At 70.2% G+C, this 25,643-nt stretch carries 20 protein-coding genes and 1 pseudogene; 15 read left to right on the top strand and 6 right to left on the bottom strand.

All coding sequences use genetic code 11. The features are described from left to right. Positions 1-45 precede the first annotated feature (45 nt). From OG623_RS10335 to OG623_RS10315, 5 genes and pseudogenes are all read left to right on the top strand, one after another. Positions 46-237 carry an acyl-CoA carboxylase subunit epsilon gene (locus OG623_RS10335; RefSeq protein ID WP_406145952.1) on the top strand — a complete coding sequence of 64 codons (192 nt, stop codon included), beginning with the start codon at positions 46-48 and terminating at the stop codon, positions 235-237. A 157-nt stretch (positions 238-394) separates the two neighbouring features. Beyond that, positions 395-2,122, top strand: a complete 1,728-nt coding sequence (locus OG623_RS10330) for a fatty acyl-AMP ligase (RefSeq protein ID WP_406145951.1) — start codon at positions 395-397, stop codon at positions 2,120-2,122. Then, complete coding sequence (locus OG623_RS10325) at positions 2,119-3,852, top strand: acyl-CoA dehydrogenase (RefSeq protein ID WP_406145950.1); 1,734 nt, start codon at positions 2,119-2,121, stop codon at positions 3,850-3,852. The genes OG623_RS10330 and OG623_RS10325 overlap by 4 nt, the downstream gene beginning before the upstream one ends. Positions 3,853-3,929: 77 nt before the next feature. Then, the gene (locus tag OG623_RS10320) at positions 3,930-5,180 is read left to right on the top strand and encodes an acyltransferase domain-containing protein (RefSeq protein ID WP_406145949.1); all 1,251 of its coding nucleotides are present in this window, start codon (positions 3,930-3,932) and stop codon (positions 5,178-5,180) included. A 97-nt stretch (positions 5,181-5,277) separates the two neighbouring features. Next, positions 5,278-5,901 (top strand): annotated as a pseudogene (locus OG623_RS10315) (4'-phosphopantetheinyl transferase family protein); the annotation flags it as partial. 135 nt (positions 5,902-6,036) lie between these two features. On the opposite strand, the gene OG623_RS10310 reads toward OG623_RS10315, so the two are convergent. From OG623_RS10310 to OG623_RS10295, 4 genes are all read right to left on the bottom strand, one after another. Next, positions 6,037-6,651, bottom strand: a complete 615-nt coding sequence (locus tag OG623_RS10310) for a DNA-binding response regulator (RefSeq protein ID WP_406151769.1) — start codon at positions 6,649-6,651, stop codon at positions 6,037-6,039. A gap of 26 nt (positions 6,652-6,677) precedes the next feature. Further along, on the bottom strand, positions 6,678-7,889 hold the full coding sequence (locus OG623_RS10305) for a sensor histidine kinase (RefSeq protein WP_406145948.1): 1,212 nt from the start codon (positions 7,887-7,889) through the stop codon (positions 6,678-6,680). A 91-nt stretch (positions 7,890-7,980) separates the two neighbouring features. Beyond that, entirely contained in the window at positions 7,981-10,254 is a 2,274-nt protein-coding gene (locus OG623_RS10300; RefSeq protein ID WP_406145947.1) for a TOMM precursor leader peptide-binding protein, read from the bottom strand. Further along, positions 10,251-10,592, bottom strand: a complete 342-nt coding sequence (locus OG623_RS10295; protein ID WP_406145946.1) for a hypothetical protein — start codon at positions 10,590-10,592, stop codon at positions 10,251-10,253. Before OG623_RS10295 ends, OG623_RS10300 begins: the two co-directional genes overlap by 4 nt. Positions 10,593-10,859: 267 nt before the next feature. On the opposite strand from OG623_RS10295, the gene OG623_RS10290 reads away from it, so the two are divergent. From OG623_RS10290 to OG623_RS10245, 10 genes are all read left to right on the top strand, one after another. Then, entirely contained in the window at positions 10,860-11,654 is a 795-nt protein-coding gene (locus tag OG623_RS10290) for a BTAD domain-containing putative transcriptional regulator (protein ID WP_406145945.1), read from the top strand. 80 nt (positions 11,655-11,734) lie between these two features. Then, complete coding sequence (locus OG623_RS10285; RefSeq protein WP_406145944.1) at positions 11,735-13,375, top strand: acyl-CoA carboxylase subunit beta; 1,641 nt, start codon at positions 11,735-11,737, stop codon at positions 13,373-13,375. 297 nt (positions 13,376-13,672) lie between these two features. Next, the gene (locus OG623_RS10280; RefSeq protein WP_406145943.1) at positions 13,673-14,938 is read left to right on the top strand and encodes a beta-ketoacyl-[acyl-carrier-protein] synthase family protein; all 1,266 of its coding nucleotides are present in this window, start codon (positions 13,673-13,675) and stop codon (positions 14,936-14,938) included. Continuing rightward, a complete protein-coding gene (locus OG623_RS10275; RefSeq protein WP_406145942.1) occupies positions 14,935-16,146 on the top strand; it encodes a ketosynthase chain-length factor in 1,212 nt (403 codons plus the stop codon). The genes OG623_RS10280 and OG623_RS10275 overlap by 4 nt, the downstream gene beginning before the upstream one ends. 83 nt (positions 16,147-16,229) lie before the next feature. Continuing rightward, positions 16,230-16,499 (top strand): acyl carrier protein, encoded by a 270-nt coding sequence (locus OG623_RS10270; protein WP_329207366.1) that lies wholly within the window; start codon positions 16,230-16,232, stop codon positions 16,497-16,499. Positions 16,500-16,595: 96 nt separating this feature from the next. Continuing rightward, positions 16,596-18,452, top strand: a complete 1,857-nt coding sequence (locus tag OG623_RS10265; RefSeq protein ID WP_406145941.1) for an acyltransferase domain-containing protein — start codon at positions 16,596-16,598, stop codon at positions 18,450-18,452. Then, on the top strand, positions 18,449-18,676 hold the full coding sequence (locus tag OG623_RS10260) for a DUF6059 family protein (protein ID WP_406151767.1): 228 nt from the start codon (positions 18,449-18,451) through the stop codon (positions 18,674-18,676). Before OG623_RS10265 ends, OG623_RS10260 begins: the two co-directional genes overlap by 4 nt. After that, positions 18,655-20,547, top strand: a complete 1,893-nt coding sequence (locus tag OG623_RS10255; RefSeq protein WP_406151766.1) for a 2-oxoacid:acceptor oxidoreductase subunit alpha — start codon at positions 18,655-18,657, stop codon at positions 20,545-20,547. Before OG623_RS10260 ends, OG623_RS10255 begins: the two co-directional genes overlap by 22 nt. Next, the gene (locus OG623_RS10250) at positions 20,537-21,589 is read left to right on the top strand and encodes a 2-oxoacid:ferredoxin oxidoreductase subunit beta (RefSeq protein ID WP_406145940.1); all 1,053 of its coding nucleotides are present in this window, start codon (positions 20,537-20,539) and stop codon (positions 21,587-21,589) included. Before OG623_RS10255 ends, OG623_RS10250 begins: the two co-directional genes overlap by 11 nt. A gap of 67 nt (positions 21,590-21,656) precedes the next feature. Beyond that, entirely contained in the window at positions 21,657-22,388 is a 732-nt protein-coding gene (locus tag OG623_RS10245) for a hypothetical protein (RefSeq protein WP_406145939.1), read from the top strand. 1,118 nt (positions 22,389-23,506) lie between these two features. Here OG623_RS10245 and OG623_RS10240 read toward each other — a convergent pair. Both OG623_RS10240 and OG623_RS10235 read right to left on the bottom strand, forming a co-directional pair. Further along, on the bottom strand, positions 23,507-24,136 hold the full coding sequence (locus OG623_RS10240) for a hypothetical protein (RefSeq protein ID WP_406145938.1): 630 nt from the start codon (positions 24,134-24,136) through the stop codon (positions 23,507-23,509). A 7-nt stretch (positions 24,137-24,143) separates the two neighbouring features. Further along, positions 24,144-25,643 (bottom strand): hypothetical protein, encoded by a 1,500-nt coding sequence (locus tag OG623_RS10235; RefSeq protein ID WP_406145937.1) that lies wholly within the window; start codon positions 25,641-25,643, stop codon positions 24,144-24,146.

The raw sequence follows: 25,643 nt of genomic DNA, 5'->3' as shown, positions 1-25,643 counted from the left end.
CCCGGGCGCGAGCCCGCTTCGAGCAGGTGGGAGCAGGCTGTCGGCATGGCGAATCCGATGCGCATCACCGTGCTCCGCGGCCGGCCCGACGAGGCCGAGCTCGCAGCTGTGACCGCCGTACTGCTCGCCCTGGTCCGCCGCTCGGGCGAACCGGACGAGAAGACCCGGGCGGCCTACGCCGGATGGACCGTCAAACGTGGCGGCTACCGGCACCCGGTCACCTGGACCGCACCGTGAAGCGGAATCCGCCGTACATCCACGGGCGAGGCAGGGGTCCCCTCAAGGGCGCACCCCTGCCTTGCCCACAGCAGAGCCAGCCGTGGCCCGTCCCCGGGGACTGCGCCGCGACACGGGAGGGGGAGGCGTGAGAGGGCACCGGACTTTTACGGAACACTTGCAGGCCCAGGCCGCCGAGACGCCGGACCGGGAGGCGCTGATCCTTCTCACCGAGCGCGACGGCGGTCTGAGCCCGCGGACCATCGCGTACGCGGAACTCGACCGCTCGGCCCGCGCCCTGGCTGCGGTCCTGCGCCGTCATGTGGAACCGGGGGACCGGGTGCTGATCGCGGACCCCTCACGCGAACGGTTCGTCATCGGCTTCCTCGCCTGTCTGTACGCGGGAGCCGTCGCCGTGCCCGTCGCGCCGCCCGGTGGCCGCGGCCACCACGACGACCGCATCGCCGGCATCGTCAAGGAGGCGGCCGCCGTCTGCGTGCTCACCTCCACCGACGAGGCGGCCGAGGTCTCCCAGCTGCTCGCCCGCACCGGACACGGCGGCGTCGTCTGTCTCCTGTCCGACGGGCCCGCAGCCGCAGCTCCGGCGGCCGGTGACCCCGAGCCGTGGCAGCCCTTCGTGCCCGAACCGGACACGGTCGCCTACCTCCAGTACACCTCGGGCTCCACCCGCGACCCGCGCGGTGTGACCGTCACCCACCGGGGCCTGCTCGCCAACCAGCGGGCCGTCCAGGAGGCACTCGGGACCCGGCCCGGCATCCGGATGGGCGGCTGGCTGCCGCTCCACCACGACATGGGACTCGTCGGCCAGCTGCTGCACGCCCTGTGGCTCGGCGGAACCGCCGTACTGATGTCGCCGGCCGCGTTCGTCAAGCGTCCCGCGAACTGGCTGGAGGCCATCTCGCGGTACGGGCTGACGGCCAGTGGCGGCCCGGACTTCGCGTACGAGCTGTGCGTGCGCAGGGTCAACGACTCGCAGCTCGCCGCCCTCGACCTGTCCCGCTGGGAGGTCGCGGTCAACGGCGGCGAGCCCATCGACCCGGCCACCCTCACGGCGTTCGCCGAGCGCTTCGCCCCGGCCGGGCTGCGGCCCGGCTCCCTCGCGCCCTGCTACGGCCTCGCCGAGGCGACCCTCCTGGTGTCCGGCACCCGCACCGCACCGCCCGCCGCCACCCGCACCTTCGACGTGGCAGCGCTGGAGGCCGGCCGGCTCAGCGACCCGGACGGTCCGGGCCGCACCCTCGTGCACTGCGGTCCCGCCGCATCCGCCGAGCTGCGCATCGTCGATCCGGAGACCCGCCGTGAGCTGCCCGACCGCCGGATCGGGGAGATCTGGGTCCGCGGCGAGAGCGTGGGGCCCGGCTACTGGGCCCGCCCCGCCGAGACCGCGGCGGCCTTCGACTGCCGTATCGAGGGCGGTGGGGGCGGCTACCTCCGCACCGGTGACCTCGGCGCCCTCGACGACGGTCTGCTGTACATCACCGGCCGGCTCAAGGACATGATCGTCATCGCCGGACGCAACCTCTACCCGCAGGACCTGGAGCGCACGGCGCAGCAGGTCAGCGGCCTCTTCGGGGCCGCCACCGCCTTCGCGGTGCCCGGCGCGCGCGAACGCGTCGTCATCGTCCAGGAGCTGCGTGCCCGCAGCAGGTACGACATCGACCTGGCGGCCCTCGCGACGGCCGTCCAGCAACGCCTGAGCGAGGAGTACGAGATCCGTACCGCGGGAGTGCTGCTCGTACGGCCCGGCACCGTACGCCGGACGACGAGCGGCAAGGTGGAGCGGGCGGCCATGCGCCGGCTGTTCCTGCGAGGTGAGCTCACCCCGCTGCACCAGAGGATCGAGCCGGAGGTCGAGCTGCTGCTCGCGACGGGGAGGCAGCGATGACCACGGCGGAGGAGCGGATCGACACCCTGGAGACGGCGTTCGGTCCGCTCGACGACCCCGCGAACCCGCTCGGCACCGCCGCCCTGCTCGCCGCCGACGCGAAGGGCGAGATGCTGCCCGACGCCGAACAGGTCCTGGACACCTTCGACCTCAACGCCGAGTTCGTGCCCGCCGACGTGGGCGGCCGGCTGGAGCGGATGGACGTACTCGGCCGGGTCCTGCGCCCCGTCTTCCGCCGGGACGCGTCCCTCGGCTTCGGCTACGGGCTCAACTGCTTCTTCGCCACCACACCCGTATGGACGGCGGGCGACCCGGAACAGCGCACGTACGCCGCCCGGCTGCTCCTCGGCGGCCGGCGCGTCGCCGTCGCCCGCCACGAGGTGGCCCACGGGAACGACTTCGTGCGCGACGAGTTCACCGCGCGCGTCGTCCCCGGCGGCCTGGTGCTCGACGGCAGCAAGTCCGCCATCGCCAACGCCTCGCGCGCCACCGGACTCGTCGTCTTCGCCCGCACGGAGGGCACCGCACGCGGACGCAGCCACACCGTGCTGCTCCTCGACCGCGACGAGCTGCCCGCCGAGCGGGTCGAGGACCTCGCCCGCACCACCACCACGGGCATGCGCAGCGCGGAGTTCGGCGGCCTGCGGATCACCGAGTGCCCGGTGCCCGACAGCGCCGTGCTCGGCGCGATCGGCGACGGCTACGAACTGTCGCTGCGCTCCTCGCTCCTCATCCGCGGACTGATCCCCTCCATCGTGCTGGCCGGCGCCGACACCGCGCTGCGCACCGTCGTGCGCTTCGCCGACCGGCCCAGGGACGACGGCCGTTCCTCCCTGGAAGTGCGGCATGTGCGCGATGTGCTCACCGGCGGCTTCCTCGACCTGCTGGTCATCGACTGCCTGGCCCTGGTCGCGACCAGGGCGCTGCACCTGCTGCCCCGGCAGATGAGCGCCTACGCGGCGGCCGCCGCCTATCTGGCGCCCAAGCTGGTGGCCGAGAGCATGGACGAGATGTCCTCGGTGCTGGGTGAGGAAACGTTCGCTCAGGACGGTGCGTACGGAATGTTCCAGAAGCAGCGCCGCGACCTGCCGGTCACCTCGCTGGGCCACGCGGGCAGCGCCGGGCGGCAGGTCAGCATCCTGCCCCAGCTGCCCTACTTCGCACGGCACGCCTGGTTCGCGGATCCCGAGCCGCCCCCGGGACTCTTCCGGCCGCACGAGGCGCTGCCCGCGCTCGACCTGTCCCAGCCCGTCCTGCTCGGTGACGGCGACCCGCTCGCGGCGACCCTGGTCGCCTGCACGGATCTGCTCGAAGCGGCGGGCGGCCCCGGCCAGGAGCGGGAGGGCGGCCCCACCCTGCGCTTCCTGGCGCGCGCGCTCACGGGGGAGCTCGTCGATCTGAAGAAGGCGTTCGAGAAGGTGCCGCAGGGCGACCGGGAGGCCCTCTCCAGCCCGTACAGCTTCGGCCTCGCCGACCGCTACACCCTGGTGCTCGCCGGGGCGGCCACGCTCGGCGTGTGGCGCGAACAGCGGAACGCGCCCGCCGACCGAGTCGACTCCTTCCTGGCCGCCCCCGCCTGGGCCACCGCGGTGCTGTACCGGCTGGTCAGACGGCTCGGGCTGCCGCTGCCCGACCGCCCGGCCGACTGCGAGCGCCTCGTGCTCGACGAGGTCATGGCCAGGCTGCACAACCGCCGCAGCTACGACCTCTACGGCTCACCGCTCGCCTGAAGGCCCCGCGGCCATCCCCCGAACCCCCGACCGCCCCCGGGCGCCCCCCGCCCCAGAGCCCGACAGGGAGCAGACTCATGCAGGACCAACCGCCCCGCGCCCAGGACGACTTCGCCGTGGCCCACCGCGAGTGGCTCAGCGAACGGATCGCGCACTACATCGGCCGCCCGGTCGAGGAGACCGTCTCGCTGGCCGAGGAAGGACTCGACTCGGTCGCCGCCCTCAGCCTCTACGGCGACATCGAGGAGGAGTTCGGCCCGATCGTCGAGCCCGACGACATCTGGGCCTACCCCACCGTGCGGCAGCTCGCCGGCCTCCTCGCGATGCGGGACGTGGCCCAGGGCGAGAGCCGGATCCGCGCCGCGTTCGTCTTCACCGGCCAGGGCTCCCAGCACCCTGGGATGACCTCCGGGCTCTATCTGAACTCCACCGGCTACCGCGCCTTCCTCGACGAGGCCGACGCAGCGATCATGCCGTGGACCAAGCAGTCCGTCGTGAAGCTGATCCTCGCCGACGACCCCGCCGTCCACCGCACCGCGCTGACCCAGCCCGCTCTGTTCGCCGTCGAGTACGCCCTGGCCAGGACCCTGGAGGAGGCGGGGGTGCGCCCGGTGGCCGTACTGGGCCACGGCATCGGGGAGTTCGCGGCCGCCACCGTCGCCGGGGCGCTCACCCTGGCCGACGCCGCGAAGCTCGTGTCGATGCGCGGCGCCTTCATGCAGTACCTGCCGCCGGGCGGCGGCATGATGGCTGTCTGCGTCACCCCGTACGAGGCCGCCGAACTCGTCGCCGCCGAACCCGCCGTGGGCATCAGCGCCATCAACGCCGCGAAGGCGATCGTGCTGTCGGGCGACCGTGCCGCCCTGGAGCGCATCGAGGCCCGGCTCGCCGAGCGCGGCATCCGCTGCCGTCATCTGGCCGTGTCGCACGCCTTCCACTCCCCGCTGATGGCGCCCGTGGTGCCCAAGTTCGAGGCGATCGTCCGACGGATGCCGGGCGGCGCCGCCCGGGTGCCGTTCTACTCGACGGTGTACGGACGGCTGGCCACCGAGCCGCTCTACGCCCCGTACTGGACCGAACAGATCACCGCACCCGTCCGCTTCGCCGACGCCGCACGCAGCCTGCTCGCACAGCAGGCGCCCACCCATGTCGTCGAGATCGGGCCCCAGGCCGTCCTCACGCCGTATCTGCGGCGGATGGGCGGGGGACCACGCGGTCCCGTCTGCCTGCCCGTGTGCCAGGGGCCCGCGAGCGATGCCGTCGATCTGGCAGGGGTGATCTCCGCCCTCGACGCGGGGCCGCTGGCGGCTGCCCTCTCCGGAGCCTGAGGTGGGGGCGCGGGTCGGGCGCCCGCTGCCCGCCGAAGGCCCCGGCGGCCCCTGGGGCGCCATCCACGGCGAACTGGACCGCACCGGCAGCGTCGTGATGCACGCGACGATGCCGGCCTGGCAACCGCGCGGCGGCACCGAGGCCGAGCTGCGCCGGCAGCTGGGACGCGACTGGCGCCGCTACGAGACCCTCTCCATGCCCCGGATGCGCGAGAGGTTCGTCGCCTCCCGGCTGTTCCTGCGGCACGCCGCGGCCGCGGTCCTGCGCACCGGGCCCGACCTGGTGGATCTGGCCTACCAGCCGGGCGGGCGGCCCTATGTGCGCGGCTGCGACCAGATCGACGTCAGCCTCAGTCACACCGAGGAGATGATGGTCGTCGGCATCACCCGCAGGGGACGCATCGGCGTCGATGTGGAGCGCGCCGACCGCCGGCTCGCGCACACCGGCTCCGAACGCCAGGCGTGCACCCCGTACGAGAAGGAGCTGCTCGACGCCGGCGGGGACGGTGCGCGCAACGACACCATGGTGCGGCTGTGGACGCTCAAGGAGGCGTACAGCAAGGCGCTGGGCCAGGGACTGCGCTTCCGCTTCACCGAATTCGGCTTCGCGCTCGACGGTGAAGGGGGCGGTGACGACGGACCGCGCCTCGTCCGTCCGGACGGCTCGCCCGCCCCCGGCTCGGAGTGGCAGTTCGGCACGTTCCGGGCGGGCGAGGGCTACGTCGTGAGCGTCGCGGTCTGCGACACCGGGTTCGGGGAGCTGGCCGATCTGTCGGTCGGCACCACCCTGGACGACGGCATGCTCGACACGCTCCTCGGCGCACCCGGTGCGGTCGGGGGACCTCCTCGGGCGCCGTCAGGGGAGCCAGCCGGCTTCCTCGGCGATCCGGATCGCGTCGATGCGGTTGCGCGCGCTGAGCTTGCCGACGATGGCCGTCAGGTAGTTACGGACGGTGCCCTTGGACAGGTACAGACAGCCGGCGATCTCGGCGGCGTCGGCGCCGCGGGCGGCGAGGCGTAACACCTCCAGCTCCCTGGGGGACAGCGGGTTCTCCGGGGAGTCCCAGGCGGTCAGCGCGAGCTGAGGGTCCACGACCCGGCGTCCGGTGGCCACCGACCGTACGGCGAGGGCGAGCTGGTCCGGCGGCGAGTCCTTGAGCAGGAAGCCCGACACATGGGCGGTCAGGGCGCGCCGTAAGGTACCCGGACGTCCGAGGCTGGTCAGGATCAGGGTGCGGCAGCTGGGCAGTTGCTCATGGAGCTCGGCTGCCGCGGTCAACCCGTCGATGCCCGGCAGATCGATGTCGATCACCGCCACGTCCGGCTTGGACATCAACGCCGTTTCCACGATCGTGTCCCCGCGGTCCACGGCGGCCACCACATGAAGATCCGGCTCCAGCTGGAGCAGTGCCACCAGCGCGCCACGGATCATGTGGACATCCTCGGCAAGGAGGATTCTCACGGACAACATCATTACCCCCGGTCAGATGTGTGAAGTCAGGCTACAGCGGATCTCTCCGGGGGCACGGGCCCGAGCACGAGCAGCTCGTCCTGCTGGTTCTGGGGCCGGATCGGCGCCCAGACCTCCAGATGGAACCGGCCGTCGCCCTGAAGTCCCGCGGTGAGACCGCCGCCTATCGCGGTGAACCGCGTCCGCAGGTTGTCCAGCCCGCTTCCGCCGCCGGACCGCGCGGAGAAGGCGTCGGCCTGTACGTGCGGGTGGTCGTTGGTCAGGCCGAGACGGACCGTTTCTTCGTCCAGCTCAGCCTTGATGCTGCAGCTCTGGACCCCGCTGTGGCGCAGAATGTTGGTCACCCCTTCGCGTAGTGCGGTGGCGAGCACGGTGTCGACGACCGGATGCAGCCGGCCGCACTCCACCGTGACATCCGCCCTGACGTCCGCGGCGGCGAGCACGGTCCCCGCCGACTCGGCCTCCTCGGACAGCGACATGTCGCGGTACCCGCTGGACACCAGCCGTACGTCGGCCAGTGCCTGGCGCGCGACCCGCAGGACCGACGCGGTCTCCTCGCGCGCCTTGTCCGGACGGCTGCTGATCAGACGCTGGATCAGTTCCCCCTTGAGTGTGATGGCGGAGAGGCTGTAGCCGAGCAGATCGTGCAGATCCCGGGCGAACCGCAGCCGTTCCTGTGTCACGGCCATCCGGGCCAGTTCCTCCCGGGTGGAGTGGACCTCGTGCACCAGGTCGGTGAGGCGGGTCAGGCCGTAGATCACGAGACCGGTCAGGATGCCGGAGATGGTGAAGTACAGCACCAGGTCGATCGTCGCCCCGGCCAGCAGGTTGTAGGCGGGGATGAAGGCGATCAGCACCCCGTAGCTCGGCCAGGCGTAGCGCGCCGGCAAGGTGAGCAGCAGCGAGGCGGCGAGCGGTCCCTGCATGCTGCCCCAGTTGGTGCTGAACCAGACGAGCGGCGCGAAGGTGAGCACCGCCTGCACGCTCAGGATGAGCACTTTCCAGCCGGTCGGCCAATGGCGGGCTTGCGGTGAGGAGACGGCCAGCTGTACGCCGAACACCGCCAGGACCAGCCCGACACAGACGACGAGTTCGGTCGTCCCGGGGTGGGTCCGCACCACGTTGAGCACCGTCATGGTGCCGTAGCAGCAGAGCGCCACCACGATGATCGCGCGGGCCAGCCGGGGGGCAGGCGCATAGGACCGGGGTGAAAACGGAACAATGTTCCGTGTCGGCATCGCCGCCTCCTTGCCATGGGTCAACAGTGGCGGACGCATGCTATGTCTTCACGTTGTCCGTGAGCCAGCAGATGGGGAGGGCCGCCCGGATTCAGACGAACAGCGGTACAGGGTTGATTTGTTCGTATGGGACCGGGTGCTCGAGTCGTCCAAGTTTCACAGGTATGTCGAACAAACGGCCCGGTGCGAAACGCGCCCAGAAGTGCCGCATCCCCGGAATGATCACCTTCGCTACGGGAAGTCCCACGTCGGGCCGGGTCTGGTCCAGCACGAGCATATCCATGCCGTGCTCACGTACGAGGGTTTCGGCCAACTCGACGTCCTCGCGCAGGTCTCCCCGGGCGGTGAAGGAATAGCAGCCGGGGGTGCGTGGGGTTTCGGCTGGATCTGCCCTGAGGTATGGCTGATTTTCCACCGTCGCACCGTGCCACCAGGAGCTCAGGTCCCGGTCCGCGGTGAGAAGTTCGGGGGAGCCCGCCTCCGGAGGCAGCAGCTGGGCCATCTCCGTGACCGCTCTGCGCAGCGCCAGCCGGGGATCGAAATGAGCCCCGAATCCGAAGGAGATCCCCTCGGCCGCCCCATCGGTGCGCCGGGACATCGCGGCCATCACGGGGATGCCGAAATCGGCGGTGAGATCGAGGACCCAGATGTCCCGGTGCAGCCGTGCGTACGCCTGCCGGGTTCCGGCCAGCCAGGGTTCGTCGAAGGCGTCGAGGTCGACGGCGGGCTGCCGTGTGCGGTTGTACCACCACAGGGCGACGGCGTCCCGCTCGACCACCTCCAGGAAGCCCTGGACGACGGCGTCCTCCGGACTGCTGCCCGCCGCGTTGCCGTTGGAGTCGGCCCACGGGGCGGCCGGCACGCCCTTCGGCCCCGGGCCGAAATAGAGCATGGAGGTGGGCAGCAGCCGCTGGGCGCCCGAGGTGAGCGACCAGACCGGCGTCCAGTCGGCCGGCGCCTTCGGATCGAACGGCGGCGGTACCTGCTGGAAGCGGGAGTGCGCGGCGTTCCAGCCGGCCCGCTCACGGAACTGCCGGTCGGCGAACAGCTGACAGGAATTGGGGTGCAGCGCGGCGTCCCCGAGCCCGGCCAGGGTGCCGCGCACCGTGGGCTCATCGCCCTGCCGGCTGCCGCAGTAACGTTCCAGCGCCTCGCACAGGGCGCCGACCTCGGCCTCCTGCGGCGTCGTCCCCTTGCCGCCGCTCTGGCCACGCAGCCCGCCGCGCAGCCCGGCCAGTGAACGGCTGTCGCCGAGAGCCATGTTGCGCCCGGCGACATACCGGTTGAGGCCCTCGGGAGAACCGGGAGCCGGGCGGAGCCCCGAGACGATGCCGGTGACCGGATCGGCCAGGTGCCGGTAGCGCTTCAGCACCGTTTCCGCGCTCAGCGCCCGGTCGTTGCCCCCCACCGTGTGCAGCTTCGGACTCGACCTCGGCACGAACGGCCGGCGTACCCGCTCGGCGACGAGCCCCGGATCCCCGCACGCCGGGCACTGCGGGCGGCGGCTCACCGGATGCCGGCTGGTGTCCAGGGTGCGGGTGTCCAGCGTGCAGACGGCCTGCTGGCCCTCGTAACGCATGCCGGCCGCCCACTTCGCGGCCTCCAGCACCGCCGTGTGCAGCCCGATGGCCCGCACGGTGGCGAACGACGCCTCGGGAACCTGGACCGTGCCCGCGAGCCCGAGGGCGTGCAGGACCGGTGCCCGGGAGGCCCGGTGGCCGCGCAGCCGGTGCGCCAGACACTCCCAGCAGGCACCCTGCGGGGACCCGAACACCGGGCCCACCCAGGTCTCCGCCCCGCTGGGCTTGGCGAGCAGCCAGGCCCGGCCCGACTCCCGGTGCCCGGCGTCGACCTCGGCGAGCCGGGGGTCCAGATAGTCGTCGCACAGGACGAGCGAGAGAGCCGGGGGTCCCTCGTCGTCCGCCCCGGCCAGCCGCAGCCCGGCGGCCAGGCACTCCGCCCTGGCCGCCTCGGGGTCCGCCCGGCCGAGGACCACGACATCCACCGGCGTCGTACGGAACGACGCGGAGGCGCTGGGACCGCCGACGCCGGCGTACTCCCAGTACGCCTCCGTGCAGGCGTCGGCGGCCGGGTCGTGATAGCCGATCAGACCGGCCCGGGCGAGCTCCGCGATCATGCGGGCCGCGGTGGCGGGCGACATCGCCGCCGTCGCGTCCGCCAGCACACCCGTCAGGGTACGTGTGCCGTCCAGCAGGGCCGCGAGCTCCTGAACCTCACGCCCCTGCAGGGCAGTCGTCCCCTGGTCCGAGAGGAGGTAGACGGCGTCCCCATCGATCGCCTCCACCCGCAGATGTCTCTTGAACCCCACGGGCAGCTCCGTGCCCGTCCCCCCGGTCATGGTCATGCAAGCGCCGCCCCGGCCTCTTCCCCGGGCAGGGGCGTCATGCCGGTGGCGCACCCGTAGAGCGTGATGGTGCCCGGCCGGTCCAGGTGGTCGATGACCAGGTCCCGCCCCGTGAAGCCGGGCGTGGTGTTCTTGTGGACGTCCCCGAACACCGGCTCCATCGCGGGCAGACCGAACTCCGCGAGCACGGAGACGGGGTCGCTCGTGTAACGCTGCGCCAGCTCGGGCTCCAGACCGGCGCGCGCCGTCAGCAGCGCGAGCCGGTGATCGGACGGGAGCGGCTGGGCGGCTGTGCCGGCCTTGGCTTCGTGTGCGGAAGTGCGCAGGGTGACGTTCATGGTGTTTCCCCCTCAGAGTCCGTGATACGAGACCGAATGCGTTTTCCGTCGTTCCCTCGTTTTCCGAGTGCCAGGATTCTGCGTCCAGCCGCGCCGCACAGCACAGTGCGAGGCTCACCACCGGGCCATGACATTTTCATGTGCGCCCTCGTGACCACCTCACTGGGACTCGAACATCGCAGGTGTCAGGCTCGGCCCAGACTCCACACGTTCCTGCCGGCCCGCATCGGGCCGGACGGGGGGAGCACCAAGAAGGAGGGCGTACTCATGGAGATCAAAGTACTGGGACCACTGACAGCCCGTGAGAACGGGGTGTCCGTCGTGCCCACCGCGGCCAAGCCCCGCCAGATCCTGGCCCTGCTGGCCCTGCAGTCCGACCGGGTCGTGCCCGTGGCGACGCTGATGGAGGAGATCTGGGGTGAGGACATCCCGCGCAGCGCGGCCACCACCCTGCAGACCTACATCCTCCAGCTCCGCCGCAAGATCGCGGCCGCGCTCGACGGGGACCCGTCCCGTCAGGCCAAGGACGTCCTGGTCACCCAGCACGGCGGCTATCTGCTCCAGGTGCAGCCCGGCCAGGTGGACGCCCATGAGTTCGGCCAGCTCACCGCATCCGGGCGGGCCGCGCACGAGGCCGGCGACCACTACGCGGCCTCCGACCTGCTGGGCCGGGCCCTCAAGATGTGGCAGGGCTCCGCACTCGTCGACGTACGCGTCGGCACCGTGCTGGAGCTGGAGGTGCTCCGCATGGAGGAGGACCGGATGGCCGCCCTGGAGCGGCGCATAGACGCCGACCTCATCATCGGCCGGCACACGGAGATCGTGCCCGAACTGCGGGTCCTGGTCGCCAGGCACCCGATGCACGAGAACTTCTGCGCCCAGCTGATGACCGCACTGCACCGCTCGGGCGGCGCCTGGCGGGCACTGGAGGCCTACCAGCGGCTGCGTGTGACGCTGGTCGAAGAGCTCGGACTTGAGCCATCGGCCCGGCTGCAACGCCTCCACCAGGCCGTTCTCTCCGCCGACCCGGCACTGGACCTGCCCGTCCCGGCCTCCGGCTGAGCTCGGGGCCGGGGCCTGGGCGCCAGGTTCCCGCCGGAGCTCTCCAGCACGTCTCGAGCCGGCGTTCCTACGTTCGGCCGATGACGATCCTTGACGACCTGACGGCCGCACAGGCCGCACCTGCCACACCGGTCGCCGCCACCGCACCGGCCACCACCGCACCGGCCGCGCCCGACCTGCGGCGCTCCGCCGCCGAACTGCGCCGGCTCAAGGAAGAAGTGAGCCGGGGCCCGGACCCCGCGGCGACCCGGCGGCAGCACGAGAAGAACAAACTCACCGCCCACGAACGGTTGGAACTCCTCTTCGACGAGGACACGTTCACCGAGATCGAGCCGCTGCGCCGGCACCGGGCATCGGGCTTCGGCCTCGAAGCGCGCAAACCGCACGGCGACGGGGTCGTGATCGGCTGGGGGCTTGTCCACGGCAGGACGGTGTTCGCCTACGCGCACGACTTCCGTGTCTTCGCCGGCGCCCTGGGCGAGGCGCACGCCGCGAAGGTGCACAAGGTGATGGACCTCGCAGAGGCCGCCGGAGCACCACTGGTGAGCCTCAACGACGGGGCGGGCGCCCGCATTCAGGAGGGCGTCACGGCGCTTGCGGGCTACGGCGGGATCTTCCGCCGCAACGTCGCCGCCTCCGGGGTCATCCCGCAGATCAGTGTGATGCTCGGCCCGTGCGCCGGGGGAGCGGCTTACTCGCCGGCGCTCACCGACTACGTCTTCATGGTCCGGGACTCCGCGCAGATGTTCATCACGGGACCCGACGTCGTACAGGCGGTGACGGGCGAGAAGATCACCCACAACGGCCTGGGCGGCGCCGATGTGCACGCGAGCGTCTCCGGCGTCAGCCACTTCGCGTACGACGACGAGGCGACCTGCCTGGAGGACGTACGGTTCCTCATCGCGCTCCTGCCGTCCAACAACCGGGAGATGCCCCCCGCGGTGGCCTCCGACGACCCCGCCGACCGGCGCACCGACGCCCTCACGGACCTGGTGCCCGCCGACCCGGGGCGCAGCTACGACATCCGGGCGGTGATCGAGGAGCTCGTCGACGACGGGGAGACCTTCGAGGTCCACGAGGCGTGGGCGCCCAACATCGTGTGCACGCTCGCCCGTCTCGACGGCCACCCGGTGGGCATCGTCGCCAACCAGCCGGCGGCCCTGGCCGGGGTGCTGGACATCCATGCCAGCGAGAAGGCCGCCCGCTTCGTCTCGACGTGCGACTCCTTCAACATCCCGCTGGTCACCCTCGTCGACGTGCCCGGCTTCCTGCCCGGTGTCGACCAGGAGCACGACGGCATCATCCGGCACGGCGCCAAGCTCCTGTACGCGTACTGCAACGCCACCGTGCCACGCATCTCCCTCGTGCTGCGCAAGGCCTACGGAGGCGCGTACATCGTCATGGACTCCCGGTCCATCGGCGCCGACCTGGCCTTCGCCTGGCCGACCAACGAGATCGCCGTGATGGGGGCGGAGGGCGCGGCCAACGTCATCTTCCGCCGGGAGATCGCCGCGTCCGACGACCCGGAGGCGCTGCGGGCGCAGCGCATCGACGAGTACAGGACCGAGCTGATGCACCCCTACTACGCGGCCGAACGCGGCCTCGTGGACGACGTCATCGACCCGGGGGACACCCGGCGCGTCCTGATCCGTTCCCTGGCCATGCTGCGCTCCAAGCATGCCGAAGTGCCCTCCCGTAAGCACGGGAATATCCCCACATAGCGGGGTGATTCCACAGATCCACGCGCACACGAGTCCCGGTCTAGGGCACGGACGTTCCATGGCTTCACCGGGAAAGGCGGCCCGCCACGAACGAGCGGCCGACCGGTCCGGCCGGCCGGGGAGGTTCCCAACCCCGAACCGCCCCGGCCGCCGATTACCGCTTCATCGATCGACCATCTCATCGATTCACCGCCTCAGATCAGCAGTGCACGGACGAAGGGATCGACAGTGACCCCCACAGTGCCAACCGGCAGGTGCGCAGAGCCGCACCAGGCCCCGTCGAAGGCCAGGTAGACCATGCGCAGAGTCGCCATCACCGGCCTGGGCGTCGTGGCCCCCGGTGGGGTCGGTGTCAAGGAGTACTGGAACCTCCTCACGGCGGGCCGCACCGCCACCCGGAGAATCTCCTTCTACGACCCCTCACCGTTCCGTTCGCAGGTCGCCGCCGAGTGCGACTTCGACCCCAGGGCCGCCGGACTCTCCCACCAGGAGATCCGCAGACTCGACCGGGCCTCCCAGTTCGCGGTGGTCTCCACCAGGGAAGCACTCGCCGACAGCGGCCTCGACCTCTCCTCCGCCGACCCGGGCCGCATCGGCACCGCGGTGGGCAGCGCGGTCGGCTGCACCACCAGCCTGGAACGCGAGTACGCGGTCGTCAGCGACGGCGGCCGCAAGTGGAACGTGGACCACGAGTACGCCGTACCCGAGCTGTACCGGCACTTCGTACCCAGCTCCATCGCCGCCGAAGTCGGCCTGGCGGCGGGCGCGGAGGGCCCGGCAGCGGTCGTCTCCACCGGATGCACCTCCGGCCTCGACTCGCTCGGCCACGCGGTGGAACTCATCCGCGAAGGCACCACCGACATCATGATCGCCGGTGCCACCGAGGCCCCGATCTCGCCGATCACCTCGGCCTGCTTCGACGCCATCCACGCCACCACACCCCGCAACGACACCCCGGAGAGCTCCTGCCGGCCCTTCGACCTGACCCGCAGCGGACTCGTGCTCGGCGAGGGCGCGGCGATCCTGGTCCTGGAGGAGCTGGAGAGCGCACGGGCGCGCGGCGCCCACATCTACGCCGAGATCGCGGGCTTCGCCTCCCGCTGCAACGCCTTCCACATGACGGGACTCAAGCCGGAGGGGCTCGAAATGGCCGAGGCCATCGACGCGGCCCTCGCCGAGTCCCGGCTCGCTCCCGACAGCGTCGACTACATCAACGCACACGGCTCGGGCACCAAGATGAACGACCGCCACGAGACCGGTGCCTTCAAGCGCAGCCTCGGGGAGCACGCGTACCGCACCCCGATCAGCTCCATCAAGTCGATGATCGGGCACTCGCTCGGCGCCATCGGCTCCCTGGAGATCGCCGCCTGCGCCCTCGCGATGGAGCACAGCCTGCTGCCGCCCACCGCGAACCTCCACGAGCCCGACCCGGAGCTCGACCTCGACTACATCCCGCTGACCGCCCGCGAGAAGAAGACCGACGTGGTCCTCAGCGTGGGCAGCGGCTTCGGCGGATTCCAGAGCGCCATGGTGCTGGCCCGCCCGGAGAGGAGCACCGTATGACCACCGCAGTGGTGACCGGCCTGGGCATCACCGCCCCCAACGGCCTGGGAACCGAGGGCTACTGGAAGGCCACCCTGGCCGGCGAGTCCGGCCTCGGCCCCGTCACCCGCTTCGACGCCGCCCAGTACCCCTCCCGGATCGCCGGGGAGGTCGGCGACTACGTCGCCGAGGACCACATCCCCAGCAGGCTGATGCCGCAGACCGACCACATGACGCGCCTCGCGCTGACCGCCGCCGACTGGGCGCTGGCCGACGGGGGCATCGACACCGCCGAACTGCCGCAGTACGGCATCGGCGTGGTGACCGCGGCCTCGGGCGGAGCCGTCGAGTTCGGCCAGCGGGAACTGCAGAACCTCTGGAGCAAGGGCAAGGAGTACGTCAGCGCCTACCAGTCGTTCGCCTGGTTCTACGCCGTCAACACCGGTCAGATCTCCATCCGGCACAAGCTCCGCGGACCCAGCGGTGTGCTGCTCACCGAACAGGCCGGCGGCATCGACGCCCTCGGCCACGCACGCCGCCACATCCGCAAGGGCTTCCCCGCCGTCATCTCCGGCGGCGTCGACGCGGCCATCTGCCCCTGGGGCTGGGTCCCGCAGATCGCCTCCGGCCTGATGAGCACCGTCGACGACCCGGCCCGCGCCTATCTGCCCTTCTCCGAGGACGCCGGCGGATACGTACCGGGCGAGGGCGGCGCGATCCTCCTCGTCGAGGACGCCGAATCGGCCGGCGCCCGCGGGGCCACGGTCTACGGCGAGATCGCCGGATACGCGGCCACCCTCGACCCCGCCCCCGGCACAGGCAGGCCGCCGGGCCTGCGCAGGGCCGCCGAGAACGCCATCGAGGACGCCGGGATCACCGCGGCCGACATCGACGTCGTCTTTGCCGACGCCGCCGGCGTACCCGACCTCGACCGGGCGGAGGCGCAGGCCATCACCGGGCTCTTCGGTGCGAACGGGGTCCCCGTCACCGCCCCCAAGACCATGACGGGACGGCTGCTCGCCGGGGGCGCCGCCCTCGACGCGGCGACCGCACTGCTCGCCCTGCGCGACGGAGTCATCCCGCCCACCGTCAACGTCGGCGCCGCCGCCGCTGACCACACCATCGACCTGGTGACCGAGGCACGCGAGGCCGGGCTGCGCAACGCCCTGGTCCTCGCACGCGGCCACGGCGGCTTCAACGCCGCACTCGTCGTACGCCGTCACGGCTGAAAAGCCGCCGCACACCGGTACCCATCCGTACCCGCACACACCGAACAACCACTCACAGCCCAACCGAGAGGACGGCACCGACCATGAGCACCACGACCGCCACAGTGACCCTGGCCGACCTGACCCGCATGCTGCGCGAGAGCGCCGGCGAGGAGGAGGGCATCGACCTCGACGGTGACGTCATCGACACCCCGTTCATGGAGCTCGGCTACGACTCCCTCGCCCTGCTCCAGGTCATCGGGCAGATACAGCGCGAGTACGGCATCGAGATCCCCGACGACGCCGTCGTGGACGCCGAGACCCCGGGCGCCCTCCTCGCCCTCATCAACTCCGGCCAGGCGCCCGCCGCCTGAGCCGGCCCCGCACGGCCGCCCCGTCTTCCGTCCCCCGGGGCGGGGCGGCCGTCAGGGACCCCCGCACGGAACCACCTTCATCCCGAGGAGGGAACCATGTCGCTCACCAACCGGAGTGCGGTGGTCCGCCGGCTGATCGTCAGCCCAGGCTCCGCGCCCCAGCAGCACGCACGGGCCTCGGCCGCCGGGGTCTCGGCGGTGCTGCGCGCCTTCGGCCGCCCTCCCGAGGACCTGCCGGCCCGTACCGTCGTCCTCCTCGGCGCGGCCGTACTCGAACCGGGCATCAGGCCCGAGCACGAAGGCTTCACCGTCCGCACCGCCTCCACTCCCGGCCGGGCGCTGCGGCAGGCCCACCGTGAACTCCACGAGGGAACAGCCGACCTCGCCCTCGTCGCGGGCTTCGGTGAACCCGACCCCCAGACCATCACCGTGTACGCGGTCAAACGCGCCGCCGAAGCGGTGGCCGAGGGCGACGCGGTCCTCGGCGTACTCGACATCACCGACCCGCTCACCGGCCCGCTCACCGACCCGCTCATCGATCCCCCCACCGGCCCCCTCGCCGCCTCCCTCCCCGACTCCTCGGGTGAGGACAAGGCCCCGCCGCTGCGACCGCTGCACCAGGCCCCGCGCGGCACCGACCCGGACCGCCACCGCCTCATCCTCTGGTCGGGCCGCAACGCCGAGGACGAGGAACGGGTACGCGGCGAACTCCTGCCCATGCTCAGCGGGGTGCACCGCGAGATCTTCCCCGCCCTGCCGACCGCGGTACCGTGCGGGACCGCCCCCGGCCCGGTGCGCGGCGCGGCCGTCTCCGTCTCCGCCCTCGCCTCCCGCGCCGTGCACAAGGCCCGCACCGCCGACGCCTCGCGCCCACGGCCCATCGCCCTGCTCTTCCCCGGCCAGGGCTCCCAGCACGCCGGGATGGCCGCCGGCCTCTACCGCACCGAACCCGTCTTCACGGCGGCGGTCGACGCGGCCCTCTCCCACATGGGCGGCGAAGGTCCCCGTATCCGCGCCGACTGGCTCGACCCCGCGCGTGCGTCCATCGACATCGACGACGTACGCCGGGCCCAGCCGCTCCTGTTCGCGATCGACTACGCGCTCGGCCGTCTCGTACTCAGCTGGGGTGTCCGCCCCACGGCCTTCCTCGGCCACAGCGCGGGGGAGCTCGTCGCCGCGACGTTCGCCGGAGTCGTATCCCTGCGCGACGCGGCCCGGATGGTGCAGGCCCGGGTCCGGGAGGCCGTGAAGATACCGGCCGGCGGCATGCTCGCGGTCGCGGCGAGCGAGGAACAGCTGCTCCCGTATCTGACCGAGGACGTGGGCATCGCGGCCGTCAACGCCAACCAGCAGGTGATGCTGGCCGGTTCGAAGGGCCCGCTCACCGAGGTCGCCGCCCGCCTCAAGGCCGACAGGCACACCGTCGTCACGGTGCCCGCGACCAGCCCCTTCCACTCCCCGGCGATGGCCCCCGCATCCGACGCGGTGGAGGTCGCCTACCGCGACATCCCGCTCCGGGCGCCCCGGCTCCCCCTCTACTCCGGCTACACCGGAACGCTGATGAGCCCCGACGAGGCACGCAGCCCGCGCTTCTGGGCCCGCCAGATCACCGACACGGTCTACTTCCGCAACGCCCTGGACGAGCTGCTGGCCGCCGACGACGTCCTGCTCATCGAGGCGGGCCCCCGTCAGACTCTCACCGCCTTCGCCCGCAGGCACCGCTCGATCCGCCTGGGCGCCGGCGCCGTGACCCCGCTCCTCCCGGCCCGCGCGGGTACTCCCGAGGCCGACCGCCAGTCCGTGCTCACCGCGGCGGCCCGCATCTGGACCGGGGGCCACGACCTGGACCTGAACGCGGTCGCCAGGCTGTGGACCTGGGGCGAGGAGGAGCCGTCCACCGCCGGCACCGACGCTCCCCGTGTCCAGGCAGAGGCGGAGGCACAGCTCGCATGAAGTACGTGACGAGAGCCCTGCGCGAGATCTACCTCTCGCTGACCTCGGCGGGCTGGGTCTGGCTGGGACTCCCCATGATGGGGCCACCGCTGCCGATGGCCGAGACCCGCCTGAAGGAACCCCCTGCCGGCCACCCGGAACGGCTCTGCGCCGATGTCCCGCTGACCAGCACGGAACGCGCGCTGCAAAGACAACTCGTGCCATCGACCGGGGAGCGGGAGTGAATCGGGGAGCGGGAGTGAAAGAGATCCGCCGTCTGGATCGGGTGATCATCCGTTTTGCGGGTGATTCGGGTGATGGTATGCAGTTGACGGGTGACCGGTTCACGTCGGAGACGGCGTCGTTCGGGAATGATCTGTCGACGTTGCCGAACTTCCCGGCCGAGATCCGGGCGCCTGCGGGTACGTTGCCGGGTGTGTCGTCGTTCCAGCTGCATTTCGCGGACCATGACATCCTGACTCCGGGCGACGCGCCGAATGTGCTGGTCGCGATGAATCCCGCCGCGCTGAAGGCGAATATCGCCGATGTGCCACGCGGTGCGGACATCATCGTGAACACCGACGAATTCACGAAACGCCCGATGGCGAAAGTCGGCTACACCCAGTCTCCGCTGGACGACGGGTCGCTGGAGGCGTTCAATGTCCATCCGGTGCCGCTGACGACGCTGACGATCGAGGCGCTGAAGGAGTTCGGGCTTTCCCGTAAGGAAGCCGAACGCTCGAAGAACATGTTCGCGCTCGGTCTGCTGTCCTGGATGTACAACCGTCCGACCGAGGGCACGGAAACATTCCTGCGGTCGAAGTTCGCGAAGAAACCCGATATCGCCGAGGCGAACGTGGCGGCGTTCCGGGCGGGCTGGAATTTCGGCGAGACCACGGAAGACTTCGCTGTCTCCTACGAGGTCGCTCCGGCATCCCGGGCGTTTCCGACGGGCACCTACCGCAACATCTCCGGAAACCTCGCCTTGTCCTACGGGCTGATCGCGGCGGGCCGGCTGGCGGACCTGCCGGTGTATCTGGGCTCGTATCCGATCACTCCCGCATCGGACATCCTCCACGAACTGAGCAGGCACAAGAACTTCGGTGTGCGCACGTTCCAGGCGGAGGACGAGATCGCGGGCATCGGCGCGGCTCTGGGGGCCGCGTTCGGCGGCTCGCTCGGCGTGACCACGACCTCGGGGCCCGGGGTGGCCCTGAAGTCGGAAACGATCGGCCTGGCGGTGTCCCTGGAGCTGCCGCTGCTGATCATCGACATCCAGCGGGGCGGGCCCTCGACGGGGCTGCCGACGAAGACGGAGCAGGCGGACCTGCTCCAGGCCATGTACGGGCGTAACGGTGAGGCGCCGGTACCGGTCGTGGCACCGAAAACCCCCGCCGACTGCTTCGACGCCGCCCTGGATGCCGCCCGCATCGCATTGACGTACCGCACCCCGGTGTTCCTGCTCTCCGACGGGTATCTGGCCAATGGTTCGGAGCCGTGGCGGATTCCGGAGACCGACAGTCTCCCGGACCTACGGACCCAGTTCGCGACCGGCCCCAACCACGAACTCGCCGATGGCACCGCGGTGTTCTGGCCCTACAAACGCGACCCGCAGACCCTGGCCCGCCCCTGGGCGGTACCCGGAACACCCGGTCTGGAACACCGGATCGGCGGGATCGAGAAGCAGGACGGCACCGGGAACATCTCCTACGACCCGGCCAACCACGACTTCATGGTCCGCACCCGCCAGGCCAAGATCGACAACATTGTGGTCCCGGACGTGGAGGTCGACGACCCGGCGAACGCCCGCACCCTGGTCCTGGGCTGGGGCTCCACCTACGGCCCCATCACCGCAGCCGTCCGCCGACTACGCGCGGCCGGGGAGACGATCGCCCAGGCCCACCTGCGCCACCTCAACCCCTTCCCCGGCAACCTGGGCGAGGTACTCAAGCGCTACGACAAGGTCGTCATCCCCGAGATGAACCTCGGCCAGCTGGCCACCCTCATCCGCGCCAAGTATCTGGTCGACGCCCAAAGCTACAACCAGGTCAACGGCATGCCCTTCAAGGCCGAGCAACTCGCCACCGCCCTCAAGGAGACCATCGATGTCGAGTGAGGTCCTGTCGCTCGTGCCGAAGAGCGAAGCTCCCCTGAGCGCACGTGATTTCAAGTCCGACCAGGAGGTGCGCTGGTGCCCCGGCTGCGGCGACTACGCCGTCCTGGCCGCCGTCCAGGGCTTCATGCCCGAACTCGGCCTCGCCAAGGAGAACATCACCTTCGTCTCCGGCATCGGCTGCTCCTCCCGCTTCCCCTACTACATGAACACCTACGGGATGCACTCCATCCACGGCCGCGCCCCCTCCATCGCCACCGGCCTGGCCACCTCCCGCCGCGACCTGTCCGTCTGGGTCGTCACCGGCGACGGCGACGCCCTCTCCATCGGCGGAAACCACCTCATCCACGCCCTGCGCCGCAACGTCAACCTCAAGATCCTCCTCTTCAACAACAGGATCTACGGCCTCACCAAAGGCCAGTACAGCCCCACCTCCGAACTCGGCAAAATCACCAAATCCACCCCCATGGGCTCACTCGACGCCCCCTTCAACCCCCTCTCCCTCGTCCTCGGAGCCGAAGCCACCTTCGTCGCCCGCACCATCGACTCCGACCGCAAACACCTCACCAGCGTCCTGCGCGCCGCAGCCGACCACCCCGGCACCGCACTCGTGGAGATCTACCAGAACTGCAACATCTTCAACGACGGCGCCTTCGAAGCCCTCAAGGACAAGGACCAGGCCCAAGAAGCGGTCATCCGCCTCGAACACGGCCAGCCCATCCGTTTCGGCACCGACCACACCAAAGGCATCACCCGCGACACCTTGACCGGAGACCTCTCCATCGTCACCGTCACCGAAGACAACCAGTCCGACATCCTCATCCACGACGCCCACAACCCCAGCCCCACCACCGCCTTCGCCCTCACCCGCCTCGCCGATGCCAACACCCTCACCCACACCCCCATCGGCATCCTGCGCAGCGTCCAACGCCCCGTCTACGACACCCTCATGGCCGACCAACTCGACACCGCCATCGAACAGAACGGCAAGGGCGAACTGGACATGCTCCTCGCCGGCAAGGACACCTGGACCGTGGTCGGCTGACGGCAGAAAAACCACAGGCCCGACCGAATGCCTGTGCGGTAGGTTTCTGTCACTCGAAGGGGGCGAAGTGACAAAGCTCAACCAGATCATCGCCGTGGAGAAGGGTGTCAAGAGCAAGTCGCTCCAGGACATCACCGCGGCCCACCACAAGGTGCAGAAGCCGGCACTCCTGGCAGGCATCTCGCGGACGTACCAGCCGAAGGACGAAGAGGGCGAGCAGCTGCCGCCCGAGTCCACGCGGGTGCAGATCAAGGCCGAGGAGGCGCTGCGTGAGATGTCCGCGTCGCTGACCCGGCTGTTCGACGTGACCGCGACGAAGGACTGGGCCAACTGCGAGGCCCGCGCGGACGTCACCGTCGACGGACACGTGGTCGTCCGCGAAGTCCCGGTCAGCTACCTGCTCTTCCTGGAGAAGCAGCTCACCGACCTCCACACCTTCGTGAAGAAGCTCCCGGTCCTGGACGCGTCCGAGTCCTGGTCGCTGGACCCGTCCACGGACTGGTGGAAGACGGACCCGGTCCGCACCATCCGGACGAAGAAGGTCCCGCGTAACCACGTCAAGGCCGAGGCGACCGACAAGCACCCGGCGCAGGTCGACGTCTACTACGAGGACGTGCCCATCGGGTACTGGACCACGGTGAAGTTCTCCGGTGCGCTTCCGGCGCGACGGGTGAACGAGCTGCTGGAGCGCGTCGAGAAGCTTCAGCACGCGGTGAAGTTCGCCCGCGAGGAGGCCAACGGCGCCGAGGTCACCGACCAGCGGGTCGGAGACGCGGTGTTCGGCTACCTGTTCGGCTAGGGTCGGACGAGCGCAAGGCGGCACATCCCAAGAACGCCCCCGCGCCAATGTCGTGGGGGCTGCGCACCCTGCACGAGACGGAATTGAGGTCCGCCCCGTGTGATGAGCGCAAGCTGAAACTGACGTTCAGCCTGAAGACGCGGTAACGGTGGAGGTTCGAGTCCTCCCCCCGGCACCACCTGCCGGGGTGGCCCAACATGGCAGAGGCAGCCGCGATCAATCTCAGACTCTCGCTCCAGCTTCAGTATCGCCGCCGATTGCCAGATCGACCGAGTACGGATGACCACCGTTGAATGCTGGTTCGAATCCGGCCTGCGCCTCTCCGTGGCGCGGTAGTTCAAAGGCAGAACGCGACGGTATGACGACTGATCCGCACTCTTAAACGGCGCTGGCAAGCGCAATTGGGTGGCAACCCCAGGGGCCCGGGAGCTGGATACGACTCCCGGGCTCCGCCATGCTCTCCTACGGCTCTACCGACCCGGCGCCCTCGCCCCCCTGCATCTGGAGAAGGGCCTTACGGACGGGAGGCGGTTCGATATGTCTGGAACGTGCGTCCGTAAGTCCCCAGCAGGTGCGGGCTGGGGTGGTGACGTGGCCGGGCACGGGTGCTCCAGTGGGTGGCTCAGGATTCCCGCAGTTTGCCGTATCGGAATCCGAAGCTCTTGTTCAGACGATTCGGCTGGTGAACCGCACGCGTTCACCAAGCGCCGCGCTCGCTCCTTCCACATCTGCCATCCGTGCTGAGAGCGTGGCCCCGGCCAGTCGAGAAGGAAGAGCTGCGCTGAACTTCAGCCCGTTGAGGGCTCGGGGATCCATGGAGGGAAGACACAGGCGTTTCCCAGCGCCGGCTTTCGTCTGATTCCAACGCCAAGGCAACCGCGTCCCGCTTGAACTCGGCCGTGTACCGCTTACTCATGTTGGTCTTCGCGCTCACTACCTGTGACTGCTTCCTCCGGGACCATCCGTCCCAGTATCAAGCTGTCCAGCTCGCAGGGGGAACCTCAGTGACCGCCTCGGCGAGCTTCAGGATGAAGTCGGAGGTGGAGATAGACGTCTTGATGCCGATGACGTCGCGAAGGAGGGGGCTGTGCCCGGCCTCTGCCGCCCGCCGCGGCAGGCTAGGGAGCCTCGCTCGCAGGAGGGGGAGTCACGGACGGTTCGATGGTCGCCCGGACGTAGATCCGCGTGCTGCCGGGTGTGAACTCGTGGGCGAAGAGGTCGACGCAGCGTTGGAGGTACTTGCCCTCCGGGGTCGCGAGGTCGTCCGGGCACAGGCTGACCTCCCGGAGCCCGTGGACGAGCGTCTCCGGCTCGGGCAGGCCGAGGTGGCCGAAGGCAGCCGCAGGGCGGTAGTCCTTCTCCTCGGGATGGAGGTTCTCGATCATCTTCGTGCCGCTACGGATGAGCCGGCTGGTGTAGGTCTCCGCCTCGTCGCCCGGGAGGACGAAGGACAGCAGGCCGGTGTCGTAACGCTCCCCGACCTTGTAACCCGCCCGACGGTCCGATGCCGCGTCCGGGATGCGAATACCCATCTGGTCGCCCATCCAGGCAGGCGTAGCTTCGTCTTCCCAGCAGCAGGTCATCTCCTTGTCCATCAAGTCCGAGGAGACCTTCTCCGTGACGCAGGAGACCACACCGATCGTGCCGGCGGCGCAGGCGAGAAGAACTGACAGGACGATGACTGCGACAGGCATGCGACGGCGGCGTACGGGTGGCTCACCGGCAGCGGTCTTGCTGGAGCTGTTCATCGGTCCTCTATCGCGCTTCCTGCTGCTCACGACCTGGATCCGTTCGGTCGCCCTCGCGCCCGGGCTCGTCCGGCTGAGGCAATGGGTCCTGGGTCGGGGCGGATCTGCCCAGATCGTAGTGCTTGACGGAGCTACTGCCCGCCATATCGAACTCCTGGGCAATGCCCGTGGTGTGGAGGCGGGCCATCCGGCCATCTGGAATGTTCATGTCGCCACCCCCGGGGATGCCGATGGTCACTCCCTTGTCCTCGTCCCAGTTGTAGCGGTCCCAGGCGTTGGCCTGATAGTCGAGGCCGACCTGGGGTCGGCCACTCGCATCGGGGACCACGGTGACAACTCCGGTCACATTCGACCTGGTGGAACCGACTGCGAAGAACCAGTTCTCGTCGGCGTCCTTGCTGAAACTGAAGTCACGGTTATTGGTCTCCACCGGCATCGCGACTGGCTGTCCTCCATTGCGCTTGAACTCGGCGAGGGCCTGATCGCGCCACATGTCCTGCTCTTCCCTGATGCTCTTCTCGATATGAGTGCGGAAGCCGGGAACGTCCGACATCATCTTGTCGACGGGTAGCTCCATGTCCGTTCCGCTGTTCCCCAGGTAATGCGCCATGTGCCGGGCGGCGTCGTTGTCGCCCTTCCAGTCGGCGGCCTCGGCGATCAGGTTCATCTTCTCCCGGGTCCTGCGCTCCTCAGCTCCCGGCTCCTCGGCGCCATGAGGGCCGGAACCCCGGTCGGGAGCGACTCGCTTGACCGTCGGAGCGAGCAGCCCCGCCGCGAGGAGGTCGCCCTTGTGCCCGCTCCACAGTTCCGCACGGGCCTGCGGGCTCAGTGACGTCCAGAGCCGCCGTAGCTCTGCGCGCTGCGCCGTGTTCGTGTCGTCACCGAGCGAGGCCAGTTTCATGGCACGGGGCAGCTGGTCCTCGTCCAGTGAGGTGTAGGTGGCGTGCCCCGCGTTGTGCGGGTCGCCGCCGTGGCTTCTCTTCAGGGCCCGGGTGATGGCCGCGTCGATTTCCGCCGCGTGCGCCACAAGCCCGGTGAGCGTGTCGGCGTACCACTGGATCAGGTCCTTGGTGCGCTGGGATGTCCCGTCGACGCCACAGAACGCCTCCGTGACCTTCACCGTGCCCTTGGGGCCATCTGTCACCAGCAGCCCCGGATCAGGGTCCGCGGCCCGTGCGGGATCGCCCTTACGGGCTTCCGCGGTCAGCTCCCTGGCTCGCTTCTGGACGTGTGTCAGCTCGCCATGGGCATCCTTGAGGACAGCCACGATGCTCTGTGCCTCCAGGTGGAGATCCGCGACCTCCTTGGCCGTCTTGCGGACGAAGTCCTTCGTGACAGCGGCATTCAGACCGGCCCAGTCAGCCCCGTCGGACAACTGCAGGAGACCGCTGTAGACCTCGGTGGCCAGCTTCTCCAGCCCGGCCGCTGTCGACGTCCAGTCATCGGCCGCCGCATCCAGTTTGCCCAGATCTACTTCGATGAGATCTGTGTACGAGAACGCCCCCAT

Origin of the sequence: Streptomyces sp. NBC_01012 (assembly GCF_045162755.1) — a bacterium.
Lineage (GTDB): Bacteria > Actinomycetota > Actinomycetes > Streptomycetales > Streptomycetaceae > Streptomyces.
The sequence above is the reverse complement of the archived record's forward strand: the minus strand, read 5'-3'. Positions and strand labels throughout refer to the sequence as shown.

What these genes read in the sequence shown, in the direction of transcription:
- OG623_RS10335 (WP_406145952.1), top strand. Translation starts at nt 46, where the DNA reads ATGGCGAATCCGATGCGCATCACCGTGCTCCGCGGCCGGCCCGACGAG.
- OG623_RS10325 (WP_406145950.1), top strand. Translation starts at nt 2,119, where the DNA reads ATGACCACGGCGGAGGAGCGGATCGACACCCTGGAGACGGCGTTCGGT.
- OG623_RS10320 (WP_406145949.1), top strand. Translation starts at nt 3,930, where the DNA reads ATGCAGGACCAACCGCCCCGCGCCCAGGACGACTTCGCCGTGGCCCAC.
- OG623_RS10310 (WP_406151769.1), bottom strand. Translation starts at nt 6,651, where the DNA reads ATGTTGTCCGTGAGAATCCTCCTTGCCGAGGATGTCCACATGATCCGT.
- OG623_RS10305 (WP_406145948.1), bottom strand. Translation starts at nt 7,889, where the DNA reads ATGCCGACACGGAACATTGTTCCGTTTTCACCCCGGTCCTATGCGCCT.
- OG623_RS10300 (WP_406145947.1), bottom strand. Translation starts at nt 10,254, where the DNA reads ATGACCATGACCGGGGGGACGGGCACGGAGCTGCCCGTGGGGTTCAAG.
- OG623_RS10295 (WP_406145946.1), bottom strand. Translation starts at nt 10,592, where the DNA reads ATGAACGTCACCCTGCGCACTTCCGCACACGAAGCCAAGGCCGGCACA.
- OG623_RS10290 (WP_406145945.1), top strand. Translation starts at nt 10,860, where the DNA reads ATGGAGATCAAAGTACTGGGACCACTGACAGCCCGTGAGAACGGGGTG.
- OG623_RS10285 (WP_406145944.1), top strand. Translation starts at nt 11,735, where the DNA reads ATGACGATCCTTGACGACCTGACGGCCGCACAGGCCGCACCTGCCACA.
- OG623_RS10280 (WP_406145943.1), top strand. Translation starts at nt 13,673, where the DNA reads ATGCGCAGAGTCGCCATCACCGGCCTGGGCGTCGTGGCCCCCGGTGGG.
- OG623_RS10275 (WP_406145942.1), top strand. Translation starts at nt 14,935, where the DNA reads ATGACCACCGCAGTGGTGACCGGCCTGGGCATCACCGCCCCCAACGGC.
- OG623_RS10270 (WP_329207366.1), top strand. Translation starts at nt 16,230, where the DNA reads ATGAGCACCACGACCGCCACAGTGACCCTGGCCGACCTGACCCGCATG.
- OG623_RS10265 (WP_406145941.1), top strand. Translation starts at nt 16,596, where the DNA reads ATGTCGCTCACCAACCGGAGTGCGGTGGTCCGCCGGCTGATCGTCAGC.
- OG623_RS10260 (WP_406151767.1), top strand. Translation starts at nt 18,449, where the DNA reads ATGAAGTACGTGACGAGAGCCCTGCGCGAGATCTACCTCTCGCTGACC.
- OG623_RS10250 (WP_406145940.1), top strand. Translation starts at nt 20,537, where the DNA reads ATGTCGAGTGAGGTCCTGTCGCTCGTGCCGAAGAGCGAAGCTCCCCTG.
- OG623_RS10240 (WP_406145938.1), bottom strand. Translation starts at nt 24,136, where the DNA reads ATGAACAGCTCCAGCAAGACCGCTGCCGGTGAGCCACCCGTACGCCGC.
- OG623_RS10235 (WP_406145937.1), bottom strand. Translation starts at nt 25,643, where the DNA reads ATGGGGGCGTTCTCGTACACAGATCTCATCGAAGTAGATCTGGGCAAA.